The sequence below is a fragment of the Phenylobacterium sp. LjRoot225 genome, from assembly GCF_964252855.1.
GTDB lineage: Bacteria > Pseudomonadota > Alphaproteobacteria > Caulobacterales > Caulobacteraceae > Phenylobacterium.
Genome location: NZ_CAXUPL020000001.1, coordinates 1,643,838 through 1,661,600, shown reverse-complemented (window position 1 = coordinate 1,661,600; position 17,763 = coordinate 1,643,838). Strand labels below are relative to the sequence as shown.

The window sequence follows — 17,763 nt, the reverse complement described above, 5'->3', positions numbered from 1 at the left end:
CGCCCGCCGGGCGATCCGACGCGCCCGCTAAACGTGGATGAAGCCGCTCGTCGTCGCGGTCAGCTCGCCTGGCAGCACGCCGACCAGGCGCACGTATTCGCCGGTGGAGAATTGGACCAGCGTATCCGACCCGCTGAGGACGAGGGTCGGCGTGTAGCCGGCGCTCTTATAGGTGCTCAGATCGAGCACGTCGGCGACGCCGAAGTCGGTGATGACGTCGAGCCCATCGCCCTTGTTGAACAGGAAGACGTCGGCGCCGGCGCCGCCCGTCAGGCTGTCGTTTCCGACGCCGCCCAACAGGGTGTCGGCGCCGCTGCCGCCGATCAGGGTGTCGGCGTTGGCGCGGCCTTCCAGCCGGTTGGCGGCGCTGTTGCCGGTGATGACGTTGGCGAGGTCGTTGCCGTAGCCGTAGGCGGCCCAGGCGCCCGTCAGGGTGAGGTTTTCGACGGTCACGGCGAGACTGTGGTTCAGATTGGTGGTGACGGTGTCGGTCCCCTGACCGGCCGCTTCCACGACGACATCCTGGTCTGAGCCCAGCACATAGAGGTCGTCGCCAAGGCCCCCGACCAGGCGGTCGATGCCGGAGCCGCCGTTCAGCGTGTCCGCGCCGTCGCCGCCGGTCAGGGTGTTGGCGGCGCTGTTGCCGGTGAGCAGGTTGTTCAACGCATTGCCGGTCCCGGAAATGGCGGACGAGCCGGTAAGGGTCAGGTTCTCGACGTTGTCCGTGAGGGTGTAGCTGACGGAGACATTGACGGTGTCGGTCCCCTGACTGGCCGTTTCCACGACGACATCCTGGTCTGAGCCCAGCACATAGAGGTCGTCGCCAAAGCCCCCGACCAGGCGGTCGATGCCGGAGCCGCCGTTCAGCGTGTCCGCGCCGGCGGCGCCGGTCAGGGTGTTGGCGGCGCTGTTGCCGGTGAGCAGGTTGTTCAACCCATTGCCCGTCCCGGAAATGGCGGTCGAGCCGGTGAGGGTCAGGGTCTCGACATTATCCGTGAGGGTGTAGCTGACGGAGACATTGACGGTGTCGGTCCCCTGACTGGCCGTTTCCACGACGACATCCAGGTCTGTGCCGAGCACATAGAGGTCGTCGCCAAGGCCCCCGACCAGGCGGTCGATGCCGGAGCCGCCGTTCAGCGTGTCCGCGCCGGCGGCGCCGGTCAGGGTGTTGGCGGCGCTGTTGCCGGTAAGCAGGTTGTCCAGCGCATTGCCCGTCCCGGAGAGGGCGGTCGAGCCGGTGAGGGTCAGGTTCTCGACGTTGTCCGTGAGGGTGTAGGTGACGGAGGCGTTGACGGTGTCGGTTCCCGCGCTCGCCCCCTCGACCACCACGTCGGCGATGCCGACGTAAAAGAGGTCATTGCCGGCGCCGCCGGTCATCGTGTCGGGGCCGGCCGTGCCGGTCAGGGTGTCCGCGGCGCTGGTGCCGACGGTCGGCGAGGCCGCCGGGGCCGCGTCCAGGCTGTAGGCGCGGATATAGTCGATCGCCAGGCCCGGGAGATCTGAGCTGGTCGGGTCGCCGGCCCAGTTTCCGCCGACGGCGTAGTTGGCCAGCATGTACATCGGCTTCTTGGCTTCGTCCGGCGTGGCGATCTGGGCGACCTCGTTCCCGTCGACGTACCAGGTCAGGGTCTCCGCGGTCCAAAGCAGGCCGAAGGTGTGATAGCCGCTGGCGAGGTCGGCGACGTAGCTCTTGAAGGACGGCGCAACCCAGTGGTCCCCGTCGGGACCGTAATGCACCGTGTTGTGCACGATGTTGGTCTCGCCGACATATTCCATGATGTCGATTTCGGCGGTGAAGGAGCCGTCGGCGGGCAGCAGCCAGAAGGCCGGGAAGACCCCCTTGGCCTCCGGCAGGTCGGCCCGCATCTCGAAGTAGCCGTACTGCTGGGCGAACGTGCCCTTCGTCGTCAGCAGGCCCGAGGTGTAGTCGTAATTCCACAGCGTGGACTTCAGCGCCTCCGGGGTCAGGGCCGCGGTGATGGTCAGGGCGCCGTTGCTGACGCCGAAGGGATTGAGCCCCAGCGCGGTCGTGCCGGTCCCGGCGAACAGCGGATCGACGTAGACCTCCAGCTCGCCGGTAATGTTGTGGGCCGACTCCGTGGTGTAGCCGCTCCAGGCGAAGCTGGTGGCCCAGATGCCGCCGCCGGCGCTCTTGGTCTGCAACGACAGCGAGCTGAACTCGTCGGCGAAGGTCAGTTTCAGCTTCGACGGGTCGATCGAGAGCTGGAAGTTGTCGGCGGTGAAGGCCGAGATCGTCGTGTTCTTGAACAGGATCAGGTCGCTCGACGACAAGGTCAGCAGCACGTCGGATCCGGTCTGGGTCATCGCGGCGGTGACGTCGGCGAAGCTTTCGAATCCGTAGCCGGCCAGCCGGGCGACGTCGCTGTCGGTCGCGCCGGTCTGGAAGTTGTAGACGATGTCCTTGCCCGAGCCCGTCTCGAAGATGAAGGCGCCGTCCTGCCCGTAGCTGATGATCACATCGTCGCCGCCCATGGCTTCGATGGTGACGTTGGCGGTCACCGCCGTGACGATGTTGGCGCTGGCGTTGGCCACCCCGAACACCGGCGACCAGGTGGCGTCCATCGTCAGGTTTTCGATGTCGCTCGGCAGGATCACGTCGACCGTGGCGATCGCGGTGTCGACGCCGGCGCCGCCGCTGTACACGTCCTTGAGGCTGTTGATCCCGAGGGTGTCGTCGTAGCTCCCGCCCACCAGGACATTGCCCTGGCCGCTGGCCACCAGACGGGTGGGCGTGGCCCCGGCGGTGACCGTCGCCGTGCCGCTGGCCCAGATCGTCGTCTTGTAGGCCGCGCTCGTCGCCAGCCAGGCGCCGCTGTAGTTCGTGTACCCGCTCGCCAACTCTGATCTCCAACTGTCGGGCGGACGTTCGAGTGAATATCAAGTGGAAATATTCAGAACGCCGGTATGTGTTTGCCGTTTGCGACAGAAAGATGCTCAATACATAAATGGGAAGCGCGCAAATTGAGCATAGATCCGTCGGCGTGGTCTTAATTGTGTAATTGTTGTGATTCTTGTGTGGTTAAACTTAGGCATGATTTGTAGCGGTTCCGATACAATTGCAGATGTGACGTATTGTCCTCCGTCTGGTAGGTGGTCCGCAGGAATTTGAGCGACAGTTTGATGTCGCAGCCGTCGCGAGGCCCGTCGCGGCGCAATTTTTGGCTGCATTCTGGGGTAATGTGCAGCGGTGGTAGGGATTTTAAGGCGTTTTGCGCGCGCTACGGCGCGAAACCGGCTCTTCGCGTTGTTATGCGGCCGGCGCCTGACTCAGCATTGATGTGGCTTAGTCTGGACGCGATACAATTCTGCGTCACTTTGTCGCCTGATTTGCATTTGAGCCCGCCCAGCGAAGCGGTCGCTGATCTGCCGGACTCTGGCGGCTGCTCAGACGTGAATGAAACCGCCGGATGTCGCCGTCAGCTGGCTCGGCAGCACGCCCAGCAACCTCACGTACTCGCCCGTGGAGAACTGGATCAGCGTATCCGAACCGCTGACGACGAGGGTCGGCTTGTAGCCGGCGCTCAGATAGCTGCTCAGGTTCAGCAGGTCGGCGCCGTTTCCGAAGTCGGTGATGATGTCGTGCCCGTCACCCTTGTTGAAGATGAAGGTGTCGGCGGCGCCTGCGCCGGTCAGCCGGTCGTCCCCCAGGCCGCCGACCAGGGTGTCGGCGCCGGCCCCGGCGATCAGGGTGTCGGCGCCAGCCCGGCCTTCCAGCCGGTTGGCGGCGTCGTTGCCGGTCAGGACGTTGGCGAGGTCGTTGCCGTAGCCGTAGGCGGCCCAGGTTCCTGTCAGGGTCAGGTTTTCGACGTGGGCGCCGAGCGCATAGGTCAGGTTGGTGGTGACCGTGTCCACGCCCTGTCCCGCCGCCTCGACGACGACGTCTGTCTCGGAGCCCAGCACATAGGTGTCGTTCCCGCCGCCGCCGACCAGGCGATCGTTGCCGGCGCCGCCGTTCAGCGTGTCCGCCCCGTCGCCTCCGGTCAGGTTGTTGACGGAGCCGTTGCCGGTGAGGACGTTGTTCAGCGCGTTCCCCGTGCCGGAGATGGCGTAGGGGCCGGTGAGGGTCAGGTTCTCGACATTCGCCCCAAGGGTGTAGCTGAAGCTGGCGGTGACGGCGTCGACCCCCTCGCTGGCGGCTTCGACGACCGCGTCGGCGTCGAAGCCCAGGACATAGAGGTCATTGCCGGTCCCGCCGACCAGCCGATCTATCCCCGCGCCGCCGTTCAGGGTGTCATTCCCGGCGAGGCCAGTGAGGGTGTTCGCGGCGCCGTTGCCGACCATGGAGTTGTTGAGCGCGTTGCCCGTGCCGGCGATGGCGGCTGAGCCGGTGAGGATCAGGTTCTCGACGTTGGCGGTCAGGACGTAGGTCGAACCGATGTTGACCGTGTCGGTCCCGCCGCCGGCGTTCTCGATGACCGTATCGGAGGCGGAGTTCAGGACGTAGCTGTCGTCGCCGGCGCCGCCGACCAGGGTGTCCACCCCGCCGCCGCCGGTGAGGACGTTGGCGGCGCTGTTGCCGGTGATGACGTTGTTGAGCGAATTGCCGGTCCCGTTGATCGCGCTCGAGCCGGTGAGGGTCAGGTTTTCGACGTTCGCGCCCAAGGCGTAGCTGATCGAGGTGTTGATGGTGTCCGCGCCGCCGTTGGCGGCCTCGACGACCGTGTCGCCGGTCCCCACGGTGTAGGTGTCGTTTCCGGCGCCGCCGGTGAGGGTTTCGGCGCCGGCCGTCCCGGAGAGGGTGTCGGCCCCGCTGCCGCCCTGCGTCGGCGAGGAGGCCGGCGCGGCGGCGAGGCTATAGGCGCGGATGTAGTCGATCGCCATGCCGGGGAGGGTGATGTTGGCGGCGATGTCGCCGGCCCAGTCGCCGCCCACCGCGTAGTTGACCAGCATATACATCGGCTTCTTGGCTTCGGCCGGCGTGGCGATCTGGGCGACCTGGGTCCCGTCGACGTACCAGGTCAGGGTCTCCGCCGTCCAAAGCAGGCCGAAGGTGTGATAGCCGCTGGCGAGGTCGGCGACGTAGCTCTTGAAGGATGGCGCAACCCAGTGGTCCCCGTCGGGACCGTAATGCACCGTGTTGTGCACGATGTTGGTCTCGCCGACATATTCCATGATGTCGATTTCGGCGGTGAAGGAGCCGTCGGCCGGCAGCAGCCAGAAGGCCGGGAAGACCCCCTTGGCTTCCGGCAGGTCGGCCCGCATCTCGAAGTAGCCGTACTGCTGGGCGAAGGAGCCCTTCGTCGTCAGCAGCCCCGAGGTGTAGTCGTAGTTCCACAGCGCGGACTTCACCGCGCCCGCCGTCGCCGAGGGGGTGATCGTCAGGACGCCATTGCTGACTTTGAACGGATTGAGCCCCAGCGCGGTCGTCCCGGTTCCGGCGAACTGCGGGTCGACATAGACCTCCTGTTCGCTCGGAATGGTGTGGGCCGACAGGGTGGTGTAGCGGTCCCAGGCGAAGCTGGTGGCCCAGATGCCGCCGCCGGCGCTCTTGGTCTGCAGCGACAGCGTGTTGAACTCTTCGGCGAAGGTGAGCTTCAGCTTCGACGGGTCGATCGACAGCTGGAAGTTCTGGGCGGTGAAGGCCGAGATCGTCGTGTTCTTGAACAGGATCAGATCGCTCGCCGACAGCTTCAGCAGCACGTCGGTCCCGGTCTGGGTCATCGCCCCGGTGACCTCGGCGAAGCTGTCGAAGCCATAGCCGGTCAGGCGCACGATATCGCTGTCGGTCGCGCCGGTGTGGAAGTTGTAGACGATGTCCTTCCCGGAGCCCTGTTCGAACAGGAAGGCGCCCTTCTTTCCAAAGCTGACGATCACGTCGTCGCCGCCTTTGGCGTCGAGGGTGACGTTGGCGGTCACCGCCTTGACGATGTTGGCGCTGTTGTTGGCGAGTCCGAACACCGGCGACCAGCTGGCGTCCATCGTCAGGTTCTCGATGTCGCTCGGCAGGACCGCGTCGACCGTGGCGATCGCGGTGTCGACGCCGCCGCCGCCGCTGTACCTGTCCTTGAGGCTGTTGACGCCTAGGGTGTCGTCATAGCTTCCGCCGACGAGGCCATTGCCCTTGCCGTTGGCCATCAGGCGCGTCGGCGTGGCCCCGGCGGTGATCGTCGCCGTCCCGCTGGCCCAGATCGTCGTCTTGTAGGCAGCGCTTTGCGCCAGGAAAACGCCGCTGTAGTTCGTGTACCCGCTGGCCAACCGCTCTTCCCCCAAAGCGTCGCGCGCGACATCAGGACTGATGCCGTGTGAATTTGTGACGCCGCCCGCCGATGCGTGCGCCGTGACCTTTGAGAAACCCCCCTGGTGATCCTCGCCTTTGAGCGGCTGACGAGGACCTAGTTCGAACGCGAACTAATGCCCTAGACCGCTTTCATTGCGTCGTATGGTGAAAGTATGGCGACGCTTGACGGGCTGGGACGGGGAAGCCGCTTTGCTGCAATTTGGTCGGATCGCGCCCTGTAAGGCGCCAGCGCCGTGCAGGCCGCTCCGTGCTGGGGGGGCTGGCGACGGGTCGCACGACCGCCACTATGCTAGCCCTTGTTTCGAGCAGGCGTCGGCGCCGCGAGGTCGTCGTCGCCTGCGCCACAATGACGGCTAGAACGAGAGTCCTTGTGCCCGCACGGGCGGAGTAAATCATGAGACGAGATCAATTCCTGGCCAGCTTGGCGGCCTTCGGATTCTCGAGTGTCGGCGGCTGCGCGCGCGCGCAGCCCGCTGCGCGCGGCCGCGGGGGACCAAGGGTTCCGGAAGAGGCGGACTGGTCCTTCGGCACGGTGCAGGGGCCGCACCCTCTGCAGCCCTATCTCGGCTACTACCCGGCCGGCCGCCGCGGCAATCTACGCGGCCTCCTGCAATATGCGCCCAAGGGCGGGGTGATGTGGTTCGGCAGCCGCGAACCGCTGTTGCGCTGGATGCCGCAGCCGAACGGAAAGCCCTATCCGATGGCCGCCTTCGCCGACAACGGACGGCGTTGCGTCTACGACCTGAAGAGCCAGATCGCCGCCGGAGAGACCCTGGTCATCGCGGTCTATGGGTCGCCGCCGCGCGAGAAGGGCGGTCCGGCGGGAGACGTGCCGCCGTTCACCCACGCGGAGGTCGCCCAGGGTTACGACGGCCCGGCCAAGCCCTACTGGGACGCCGTGCGCACCATGGTCAAGCGGATCGCCAGCGCCGGGCCGAAAGCGACCATCTGGCGCCACCTGATCGAATGGGATGGATCCTGGTTCACCGACCGGGTGGAGGAGGGGCGCCAGGCCGTCGCGATCGAGCGCTTCAACCTGTTCGCGGCGCTGGTGAAGTCGATCCTCCCGGACGCCAAGATCGCCTGCAATTTCGGGCGCCAGAGCTCCCAGGGCATGGCGTCCATGCCCAGCCTCCTGAAGGGGCTGAAGACCGACATGCTGGGCGTGAACATCTACAACGCCGACTGGACGGCGGCGCTGCGGCCCACGGCGACGATGGGAACGACGGAGACCCTGGCGATGCTGAAGCTCAGGGGCATGAAGGAGTATGGCCGTCGGCTCGACGAGGTCGATGCGCTCTCGCGCCAGCACGACCTACCGATCGCCATCTTCGAGTGCGGCACGGGCTATGACAACAAGGGGATCCCGAAGGACGCGCAGGGCCGCTATCTCGTCTACGGCGGCAAGGCCGGTGGCGATGATCCGTTGTTCTGGCCGGCGATCCACGAGCGGGTTTCGCGCTGGGTCGAGCAGAAGCGGTTCGTGGTCCTGTTTCCCTGGGAGACCGACGCCCCCGACGGGCACTGTCTTCTGGGATCTTCCGACAACGTCGTCCACCGGACCGGCCGGCCGAGCCCGCGACTGGGCCAGCCTGGGGATCCGTATCAGAAGCCGCATGCGGCGCGCAGCTTCGTCGAATCCTTCGGCCTGCCGATGGCGCTGGACGCCGCGAAGCCGCGCGCGAGCTGACCCCGCCGCCGGCGTGCGGAAGCGATCCAGATCCCTGGATCGCTTCCAAGGCCGATCGGATCGGCCGTGACGCCTCAGACGTAGATGAATCCGCTCGTCGTGGCGGACAGGTGGCTGGGCGTGACGCCCAGGAGGTTGATCGAGTCTCCGTTGGAGAACTGGACGTAGGTGTTCGCGCCGCTGCCGACCAATTTCGGCTTGAGGCCGTCCTCCAGGTAGTCGGAGAGGTCGAGCTTGCCGGCGCTCTTGGCGAAATCGACGATCGTGTCGTCGCCGTCGCCCGGGCGGAAGACGAACGTGTCCCCGCCGCCGCCGCCCGTCAGCCTGTCGGCGCCGACGCCGCCGATGATGGTGTCGGCGCCGGCCATGCCGTTGATGGTGTCGGCGCCGGCGCCGGCGTCGAGGTAGTTTGCGCCGCCGTTGCCCACGATGACGTTGTTGAGCGCGTTGCCGATGCCGACAGCCCGGCCCCAATCCGTCAGGGTCAGATTCTCGACGTTGGCGGGAAGCACATAGGTTGCGCCGGTCTTCACCGTGTCGAGGCCCTGGCTGGCCGCTTCCACGACCGTGTCCGGGCTGTAGCCGAGCAGGTAGACGTCGTTGCCGGTCCCGCCGACCAGTTTGTCGGTTCCGCCGTCTCCGTTCAGGGTGTCGCCGCCGCCGCCGCCGGTGATCGTGTCCGCGCCGGACGTCCCGACCAGGTAGTTGGCGGCGCTGTCGCCGGCGATGGTTTCGCTGCCGGTCCCGCCGCCGGAGCTGTCGGTCGGCGGGGGCGAGGAGGCCGGCGCGGCGTCCAGGCTGTAGGCGCGGATGTAGTCGATTGACATGCCGGGCAGGGTGGCGTTGGCGGCGATGTCGCCGGCCCAGTCGCCGCCCACGGCGTAGTTGGCCAGCATGTACATCGGCTTCTGGGCGCCGGCCGGCGTGGCGACCTGCGCCACCTGGGTCCCGTCGACGTACCAGGTCAGGGTCTGGGCGGTCCAGCGCAGGCCGAAGGTATGAAAGCCGCTGGCGAGGTCGGCGACGTAGCTCTTGAAGCTGTCGGCGGTCCAGTGCGCGCCGTCGGGCCCATAGTGCACCGTGTTGTGCACGGTGTTGGCCTCGCCGACATATTCCATGATGTCGATCTCGGCGGTGAAGGAGCCGTCGGCCGGCAGCAGCCAGAAGGCCGGGAAGGCGCCTTTGGCTTCCGGCAGGTCGGCGCGCATCTCGAAGTAGCCGTACTGCTGGGCGAAGGAGCCCTTCGTCGTCAGCAGCCCCGAGGTGTAGTCGTAGTTCCACAGCGCCGACTTCACCGCGCCCGCCGTCGCCGACGGGGTGATCGTCAGGACGCCGTTGCTGACCTTGAACGGATTGAGCCCCAGCGCGGTCGTCCCGCTTCCGGCGAACTGCGGGTCGACATAGACCTCCTGCTCGCTCGGAATGGTGTGGGCCGACAGGGTGACGTAGCGGTCCCAGGCGAAGCTGGTGGCCCAGGTGCCGCCGCCGGCGCTCTTATTCTGCAGCGACAGCGCGTTGAACTCGTCGGAGAAGGTCATCTTCAGCTTCGACGGGTCGATCGAGACCTCGAAGTTCTCGGTCCTGAAGGCCGAGATCGTGGTGTTCTTGAACAGGATCGCGTCGCTCGACGACAGCTTCAGCAGCACGTCCGACCCGGTCTGGGTCATCGCCGCCTTGACCTCGGAGAAGCTGTCGAAGCCGTAGCCCTCCAGGCGCGCGATGTCGCTGTCGGTGGCGCCGGTGTGGAAGTTGTAGATGACATCCTTGCCCGAGCCCTGCTCGAAGATGAAGGTGTCGTTCTTCCCATAGCTGAAGATCACGTCGTTGCCGCCCTTGGCGTCGAGGGTGACGTTGGCGGTCGCGGCCTTGACGATGTTGGCGCCGTTGTTGGCGATCCCGAACACCGGGGACCAGCGGGCGTCCATCGTCAGGTTTTCGACGTCGCTTGGCAGGACCACATCGACCGTGGCGATCGCCGTGTCGACGCCGCCGCCTCCCGTGACCCTGTCCCGGATGTTGTTGATCCCGAGCGTGTCGTCAGCGCTGCCGCCGATGAGGACATTGCCCTGGCCGCTGCCGACCAGACGTGTGGGCGAGGATCCGGCCGTGACCGTCGAGGTTCCGCTCGCCCAGATCGTCGTCTTGTAAGCGGCGCTGAGTGGGAGGAAGGTCCCAGTATAATTTGTGTAACCACTAGCCATGCACGTCTTGCCCAAGATTGTCGCAACACCGCCTGAAGTGGCGAAAATGTGGCGAGATTGAGTTGATGAAGTGGAGATTCTTTCTCGAACGAGTCAGAATCTATTTAGACACTAACATTTCTCCACTTTCGGCGACTAGGTCTCACACTGATCTCGATTCATAACATTTAATGCTGGTCAGATTGTCGCGGCCAGGTTTGGCGGGCGCACACCTGCAGGCTCGCGTCCGGGCGCGCTTGGGGACCGGCGCGCCGGCGCCGGCCCGGGGTTTCCGCGCCGCCCCGGCCGCTGCGAGTCTAAGCTTTTGATGTGATGGCGCTTCACTGGCGCGGACCGACCGTGCTGGCCGGCCCGCGTGGCCGCCCGAGGCGCGGCCGCAGACGGTCGTCGGCCCCCCCGTGCAGCTCCGGATCGCCCGGTGAAAAATCGAATGTGTCCGCCTGGTCGCGACAGATTTCGCCGGAACGGCCGGGTCGACGCCCGGCGTCAGGCCTTCAGATTGGAGACGGCGGCGCGCCAGACGCGGCTCCGGGTGTCGCGCAGGCGGGCCCGGGCCAGCTTGGCCGCACCGCCTCGCGGGCTTTTCCACGCGCCGCCGGAGCGCGACCGACCCCGATCGGGCGACCGCGAGTGCCGCTTCGATGAGCAGATGGTCCGCCGGCTTCACCTGAGCTCGGCGACCGCGTCCAGCGGCGACTCGTGCGAACATCGCCATCGACATGATGAACAGCGTCGTGGCGGATGCGATCGGTGATGGTCCTGCCGCCGTCGTCCAGCTATCGCGGAGACGATCCATTCCTCAGGCATCGCCGCGGCCGAAACAGTTCGCGAGGCGCTGATGCGTCGTTGTCACGCAGCCAAGGCTCTCACCCTGGAGCGGAGCGATCTTTGCACAACGCGGAGATGCCCGCGTACAAGCTTTTCTAACGCCTCATTGCTGGATGTGCGTACTGCCGATACCGATCGGTGCTTGATGAGTAGGAGCGTCCGATGACGGCTGCCGATCCCCTCCGTCCGCGCGCGCTGTCGCGTGGGTCACGACGCGCTCGGCACGACACCTTCGTCCTGATGGCCTTCTTCGTCGCTGAGTTCGCGATCGTGGCCTTGCTGCAGAAGTTCGCCCTGCCCGCGGGCGCACTGAGCATCAGCATCCTCATCCCGCTGCTCTACGTCGGTCTCGGCGTCGCGATGGTGACCTCGACTCTGGGCGTGAGTCTGATTCGGGTCCTCACCTTTGGTCTTCTTCTGTTGGTGGCGCTGACGAGCCAGCTCCTCGTCGGCCGTCCGTTCTCGGCGCCTAGCTTCCTGATGCTCATCGTTCTCTACTTTCCGATGATATTCATCTGGAAGATGTCGATCGGCGACTATCGACGGGTGATCGAGGCGTTTCAGAACGTGATGGTGATCGGGGCCGTCATGGTGTTCGTGCAGCTTGGCTGGGAGTTCGCCTTCGGCCTCGGCACCACGCTGAGCATCGAGCCCTTGGCGCCGCGCCAGCTCCTGCTGCCCGGCTATATCTACGAGGCGCCGTTCCAGTACGGGGCGGCTTTCGTGCGACCGAACGGCTTTTTCTTCCTGGAACCTTCGTTTGTCTCGATGTTCCTCGCCGCGGCCCTGATCCTGGAGCTTACGGAATTCAGCCGTCCGTTGCGCATCGGCCTCTACGGCGGCGCCCTGATCGCCTGCCTCGGCGCGACCGGCGTGGTCATGGTCGCCGTCGCGGCGCCCTGGATCTTGCGCCGGATGAAGCCGAAAATGCTGATGATCGTCCTTGTGCTGGCGGCGTCTGCGCTCATCGCGGCCCTGGCGTTCGGCGGGGCCGAGCTCGCGGCCAGCCGACTGGCGGAGCTGAGCCGCCCCGGGACCAGCGCCTCCGAGCGGATCGTCGCGCCTTTGCGCCAGCTCAATCAGCTCAGCATGGACCCCGAGCGCCTGGTGACCGGGTCCGGCGCGGGAAACATGTCGGCGTTCCAGGCGAGCTCGTGGCCGATCGTCAAGCTCCTGGACGAGTACGGCGCCCTGACGACGCTCGCCTATCTCCTGCTCTTCATCGCGGCCATCTGGCGCGCGCCGAGCACGGCTCTCGCCGTCGGGCTTTTCGTCGTGATCAACTTTACGGGCGGATACCTGCTCAATCCGGTCCCGATATTCATGGTGGTCCTGTTGCTCAGCATGCCGCGCGTGGCGGCGAAGGCCCCGCCTCGGGCGCGCCCCGCCACCTCCCGGGCCAGGGCGCAGGAGGCCGAGGCGGCGGTCAGCGCCTAGCGAGCATTGCGCAATCCAGGTTCGCGCTCGGAACGCGCTCAGACTTTTGAGTCTGGAGCCCGGCGGGGCCTGTTCGGGTCAGATGGCGTCATCTGACCCGAAAGCCTCTAGTCGCCCAGCAGCTGCGAGCAGGCGCCGACGATATGGTAGAAGGAGCTGGCGGGCGCCGGCTGCCGGACCATCGCCCCGCTCGGCAGCATCAGGTCGGTCCAGGCGCCCTTGATCGGCGTCTCGAGGTAGCGGGCGAGGGCGCCGGCGGCCTGCAGGGCGTGACCTTTGGCGCCGTCGGCGTCGAAGACCAGGGCGGCGCGCAGAAACTCCGTCTGCGGCCAGAGTCGCGCGGCGTCGTCGAGCACGCCGCCTTCCGGATTAAGCGCGTTGAGGGCGACCTTGCGGCGGGCGTCGATCCCGCGCACGCCGGCCTCGTACAGCCGTTGGGCGACCGGCGCTGTCGCGCTGTCGCCGAACAGACGGCCATATTGCGTCAGCAGCCAGGCCCATTCGAACTGGTGTCCGGGCTCCAGACGTTGTCCGGCGGCGGCCGACAAGGGGTTCCAATCGGCGTCGAAGATCTCGCGGATCGCCCCATCCTTGGGATCGATCAGGCTGCGCAGGGCGAGGGCCACCAGCTCGTGGGCGAGCTTGGCCCATTCGGGGTCCCCCTTCGCCTCGACCCAGGCCATGGTCGCCTCGAGCAGGTGCATCAGCGCATTGGCCTGGAACGGCTCATCGCCGTTTTCGCGGAAGCCGCCGGCCGGATGCCGCAGGCGATCCAGCGCGCTGCGCAGGCTCCGCGCCTCGCCTTCCAGGTCGCCGGCCGAGACGCCCATGCTGTGCGCGGTCGCGAAGGCGAGCAGGGCGAAGGCCTGGTCGTAAATCCGGGCGTCGCCGTCGATCACCTCGCCGTCGTCGCCGACGCTGCGGCAGAACAGGCCGTCAGGGCGACGGTAGCGGGCGAGGAAATAGTCCAGACCGTGTGAAGCGGCCTGGCGCCAGGGGCCGGTCCAGCCCATCCGCCCGGCCGCGAGGTAGCAGAAGGCCTGCCGCGTCTGCACGCGCGCGCGGCGCGCGCCGCGGACCGGCGCGCCGGTCTCGTCCAGCGCCTCGAAGAAACCGCCGCGCTCGTGATCCGCGCCCAACGTCCACCAGAGGGGCAGGGCGGAGGTCTGCAGCCAGCGCCGGTACCAGCTCCGCGCCTCATCGAGGCTGCTGAAACCGCCCGGGGCGGCCCGTCCGGCCCAATGCTCGGCCACCTTCTTGACCTTTTGGGCCTGGCTCAGATCGCAGACCAGCACGGCGCCCTTGTCGACGACGACCGCCAGGTTATGGCCGCCGATCACGGACACGCTGGCGCCCGGCGCTGCGCGGATCAGGCAGCCCTCGGAGTCCAGGAGCAGGCTTTCGCCGATCGAGGCGTTGCCGGCGGCGTCCTGTTCGGAGGCGGCCCACACCGCGTCCCAGGCGCCCAGGTCGGACCAGTCGAAGCTGACCGGCACCACCGAGGCCAACTGGGTCTTCTCAACCACCGCATAGTCGATGGAGATTTTCGGGGCTTGGGAGAACAGCGGGCCGATCACGGCCGAATCGCCGTCGATGCGGCTCGTTTCGACGGCCGCGCGCACCTTCTGGGAGACCTCTGGCTCGTAGCGGTCCAGCTCCGAAAGCAAGATGTCGGCCCGCACGACGAAATTGCCGGAGTTCCAGAGGAAGCCCTGGGCGACATAGGTCTCGGCGGTCGGTTGGTCCGGCTTTTCGACGAACTTGGCGACGGCGGAGACGCCTTCGCCCAGCGCGGACGGCTGGATGTAGCCGAAGGCGGTCGCCGCGAAGGTCGGGCGCACGCCCAGCAGCACCAGGCGTCCTTCCTGGGCCGCCGGCAGCGCCTCGGCCACGGCGGCTCGAAACGCTTCCGGCTTGGGCACATGGTGATCGGCCGAAACGAAGACGGCGACGCCGGTTGGATCGCGTCGCTGAATCCACGCCGCCGCGGCCGCCATGGCGGGGCCGGAATCGCGCGGCTCAGGCTCCAGCAGCAGCTGGGCCGAGAGGCCGAGCTCCTGCATCTGGGCGCGGATCTGCTGCTCGTGCGCGATCCCCGCGACGATCACCAGGCTGCCCCCGTCCCTCGCGAGGGGTTCGACCCGCGCGATGGTGTCCTGGAAGGTCGAGCGGTCGCCCGTGAGCGGGATGAACTGCTTGGGACGGGTCGGCGAGGAGGCAGGCCAAAGGCGTGTTCCCGAGCCGCCGCACATGATTACTGGATGAACGGCCATTTCACTCTCCAGCTCTCACGACCCTGCGGCGTAAGCAAGTCTCAGGTTCAACGCGTGTCTCCAGGGTATGAAAGCGCGACGGTCGACGGGAGCCGCCAACGCCCACTTGTCCATCGCTTCGCCGAAACGGAAAGGCGACCTCGCGGTTGCCGGTTGCGAACGGCTGCGCCTGAACACATGGCGAGCATATGACCGCGCGAGAGAGACCATCAGTTTGTGACAGGTGCATACCGACGAGGCGCTCAGCCTTTGGTTTTGACTGGCGGCCGTCTTCCAGGCGCCCGAGACCGGCCTACCACAGATCGCAGACGCCTCGAGCCGGGACCGGCGCGTCATTCGCCGCATAGGCGGCGGCGACAGCGTCTCGCGCGGCGCTCTTGGTCGGCGCCTTGCCGGCGGCGACGATCTGGCCGCCGATGTCGAAGACCCGCCAGGACCAGCAGGTTTCGAGCTCGCGAAGGGTGAACGCGAGGAGCGCTGTCCCATCGGATCCGGCCATCTTGTCCTTGCGCGACGGGGCGTGCATGGCCGGATGCGCGTCGCGCAACCTGGCCCTGCCGCTGCTCCAGGGTATCGAGTGTGAGTTCATGTGTTGAACACCACGATCATGACGGGCGCTTGTCTGAAGCGCAACCATTCCGCGCGATTTGCTCGGGTAGCGTTCCGCTCCCACGTGGCCTGAGAGAGGGGCCGAGCTGGCGCCCGGCCCCAGTCATGTCAGCCGGTTTGCGCCTTAGGAAAGGGCGGTCGCCGCCGCCGGCGCCGCTTCCCTGGCGTCGTGACCTTCCGCCGCCTTCACCTTGTCCGGCGCGCCGCGGCCGATGCTCACATAGTGGAAGCCGGCGGCCTGCATCTCCTTCGGCTGGTAGATGTTCCGAAGGTCGACGATCGTCGGCGTCTTCATCAGCGACTTCAGGCGCTCGAGATCGAGCGCGCGGAACTGGTCCCATTCGGTGATGATCACCAGGGCGTCGGCGTCGCGCGCGACCTCATAGGCGTCCGCGCACATGGCGATGCCGGGCAGCATGTGCAGCGCCTCGCGGCCTTCCGGATCGAAGGCGGAGACCTCGGCGCCGGCCTGCTGCAGGGCCGGCAGGATGTCGAGGCTGGGGGCGTCGCGCATGTCGTCGGTGTTCGGCTTGAAGGTGAGCCCGAGGACGCCCACGCGCTTGCCCTGGACGTCGCCGCCGGCGGCGGCGATCACCTTGGCGGCCATCGCCTTCTTGCGAGCGGTGTTCACCTGCACCGTGGTCTCGATCAGCGTCACGGGCGACTCGGCGTCGAGCGCGGTGCGGACCAGGGCGATGGTGTCCTTCGGGAAACAGGAGCCGCCGTAGCCGGGCCCGGCATGCAGGAACTTCGAGCCGATACGCTTGTCCAGGCCGATGCCGCGGGCCACCTGCTGCACGTCGGCGTCGAGCGCCTCGCAGAGGTCGGCGATCTCGTTGATGAAGGTGATCTTCATCGCGAGGAAGGCGTTCGCGGCGTACTTGATCAACTCCGACGTGCGCCGGCCGGTGAACACGATCGGGGTCTCGTTGAGGTACAGCGGACGGTAGAGCTCGGTCATGATCGAACGCGCGCGCTCGTCATCCGTGCCGACCACCACGCGGTCCGGACGTTTGAAGTCCTCGATCGCGGCGCCCTCGCGAAGGAATTCGGGATTGGACACCACGGCGAAGTCAGCGTCCGGGCGCCGTGCGCGGATGATCCGCTCGATCTCGTCGCCGGTGCCGACGGGCACCGTCGACTTGGTGACGACCACGGTGAAGCCGTCGATCAGATCCGCGATCTGCTCGGCGGCTGCGTAGACGAAGGACAGGTCGGCATGACCGTCGCCTCGGCGCGACGGGGTGCCGACGGCGATGAAGACGGCGTCGGCGCCGGCGATCGCCTCGGCGGGTTCGTCCGTGAAGGCGAGGCGCCCGGCCTGCACATTCTCTGCGACGAGCAGCTCGAGGCCGGGCTCGTAGATCGGGATGCCGCCGGCGCGGAGGCGCTCGACCTTGCCGCGGTCATTGTCGACGCACGTCACGTTATGGCCAAAATCGGCGAAGCAAGTGCCGCTCACCAGGCCGACGTAGCCAGTACCGATCATCGTGACGCGCATGAGGCTCGACCTCCAATCCGTGGTCCCTGTTGGACCGAGGGACACCTTGCAGGTTCCGGGCCATGACTGAGAAGCCGCGCCAGATGGCTTTCCGCAAGTCTGCGAGCTGCGCCTGCGCCCTGCGCGGGGGGCGCCTGTTAAAGGGGCGGGCGTGTTGCCGGCAAGGTGAATTGAAAGTCACCATTCTTTTTAGTTGTGTCGCAACATCCGCCACCCAGGATTGCGCCATGACGCGGGCCTGTCCGAAATCGAAACACCGGTCCTGGTGGATGCGCGTCGCGGCGGGGGTTGCGTTGAGCGGCGCGCTGGCCGCCGCCGCCCAGGCGGAGACGCCGTCGTCCTCCTTCATGGCCCAGGGCGATCACATGGCGGCGCCCACCGGATTTGCGGACTATTGCCAACGGACGATCCAGTGCGTGGCGGCGCCTTCGGCCCAGCCGACGACGGTGGTCGAGTTCGACCGCGCCACGCGCAGCCTGATCGACGCGGTCAATCGCGGCGTGAACCGGGCGATCGTCGCGACCAGCGACCAGGACGTCTACGGCGTCACGGAGGTCTGGGCCGATCCCCTGGCCGAGGCCGGCGCCCAGGCGCAGCGGACGCGAGGCTTCGCCCGCGGCGACTGCGAGGACTTCGCCCTGGCCAAGCGCGACCGGCTGCTCAAGGCCGGCTGGCCGCCCGAGGCGATGTTCCTGGCCGTGGCCTACCATCCCACCGTCGGCTTGCACGCGGTTCTCGTCGTGCGGACTTCGGCTGGCGATCTCGTCCTCGACAGCCGCTCGCCCTACGTCGATCTGTGGTCCGCCACCACCTATGTCTGGGTGGAGCGGCAGGTGAACGCGACCTCGGTCGCCTGGGTCCGCCCCTATCGCGCCGCGGTCCCGGAGCAGGCCCTGGCGCAGCTGCGCGCGGACGATGCGACGGCTGGAACCGAGCCGGGCTGACGCCGGAGCCACAGTCGTAAC

The 17,763-nt window shown here is 67.0% G+C and carries 9 protein-coding genes; 3 read left to right on the top strand and 6 right to left on the bottom strand.

Annotation, left to right across the window (positions count from 1 at the left end):
* Positions 1–27: 27 nt before the first annotated feature.
* Both ACSQ2B_RS07825 and ACSQ2B_RS07820 read right to left on the bottom strand, forming a co-directional pair.
* A complete protein-coding gene (locus ACSQ2B_RS07825) occupies positions 28–2,859 on the bottom strand; it encodes a family 16 glycosylhydrolase (RefSeq protein WP_436048786.1) in 2,832 nt (943 codons plus the stop codon).
* Positions 2,860–3,405: 546 nt separating this feature from the next.
* A complete protein-coding gene (locus tag ACSQ2B_RS07820) occupies positions 3,406–6,216 on the bottom strand; it encodes a family 16 glycosylhydrolase (protein ID WP_436048785.1) in 2,811 nt (936 codons plus the stop codon).
* Positions 6,217–6,653: 437 nt separating this feature from the next.
* On the opposite strand from ACSQ2B_RS07820, the gene ACSQ2B_RS07815 reads away from it, so the two are divergent.
* Positions 6,654–7,949, top strand: a complete 1,296-nt coding sequence (locus ACSQ2B_RS07815) for a hypothetical protein (RefSeq protein WP_436048783.1) — start codon at positions 6,654–6,656, stop codon at positions 7,947–7,949.
* A gap of 74 nt (positions 7,950–8,023) precedes the next feature.
* Here the strand turns inward: ACSQ2B_RS07815 and ACSQ2B_RS07810 are convergent, their stop codons facing one another.
* A complete protein-coding gene (locus ACSQ2B_RS07810) occupies positions 8,024–10,150 on the bottom strand; it encodes a family 16 glycosylhydrolase (protein WP_436048781.1) in 2,127 nt (708 codons plus the stop codon).
* Between the two features lie 990 nt (positions 10,151–11,140).
* Between ACSQ2B_RS07810 and ACSQ2B_RS07805 the strand changes: the two genes are divergently transcribed.
* Positions 11,141–12,415 (top strand): hypothetical protein, encoded by a 1,275-nt coding sequence (locus ACSQ2B_RS07805; protein WP_436048779.1) that lies wholly within the window; start codon positions 11,141–11,143, stop codon positions 12,413–12,415.
* A 107-nt stretch (positions 12,416–12,522) separates the two neighbouring features.
* Here ACSQ2B_RS07805 and ACSQ2B_RS07800 read toward each other — a convergent pair whose 3' ends face one another.
* From ACSQ2B_RS07800 to ACSQ2B_RS07790, 3 genes are all read right to left on the bottom strand, one after another.
* On the bottom strand, positions 12,523–14,688 hold the full coding sequence (locus ACSQ2B_RS07800; protein WP_436048777.1) for an AGE family epimerase/isomerase: 2,166 nt from the start codon (positions 14,686–14,688) through the stop codon (positions 12,523–12,525).
* Positions 14,689–14,980: 292 nt separating this feature from the next.
* Positions 14,981–15,235 (bottom strand): hypothetical protein, encoded by a 255-nt coding sequence (locus tag ACSQ2B_RS07795; RefSeq protein ID WP_436048776.1) that lies wholly within the window; start codon positions 15,233–15,235, stop codon positions 14,981–14,983.
* A 186-nt stretch (positions 15,236–15,421) separates the two neighbouring features.
* Positions 15,422–16,798, bottom strand: a complete 1,377-nt coding sequence (locus tag ACSQ2B_RS07790) for a UDP-glucose dehydrogenase family protein (protein WP_436048774.1) — start codon at positions 16,796–16,798, stop codon at positions 15,422–15,424.
* Between the two features lie 227 nt (positions 16,799–17,025).
* Here ACSQ2B_RS07790 and ACSQ2B_RS07785 point away from each other — a divergent pair, with 227 nt between their 5' ends.
* On the top strand, positions 17,026–17,742 hold the full coding sequence (locus ACSQ2B_RS07785; RefSeq protein WP_436048772.1) for a transglutaminase-like cysteine peptidase: 717 nt from the start codon (positions 17,026–17,028) through the stop codon (positions 17,740–17,742).
* Positions 17,743–17,763: the final 21 nt, after the last annotated feature.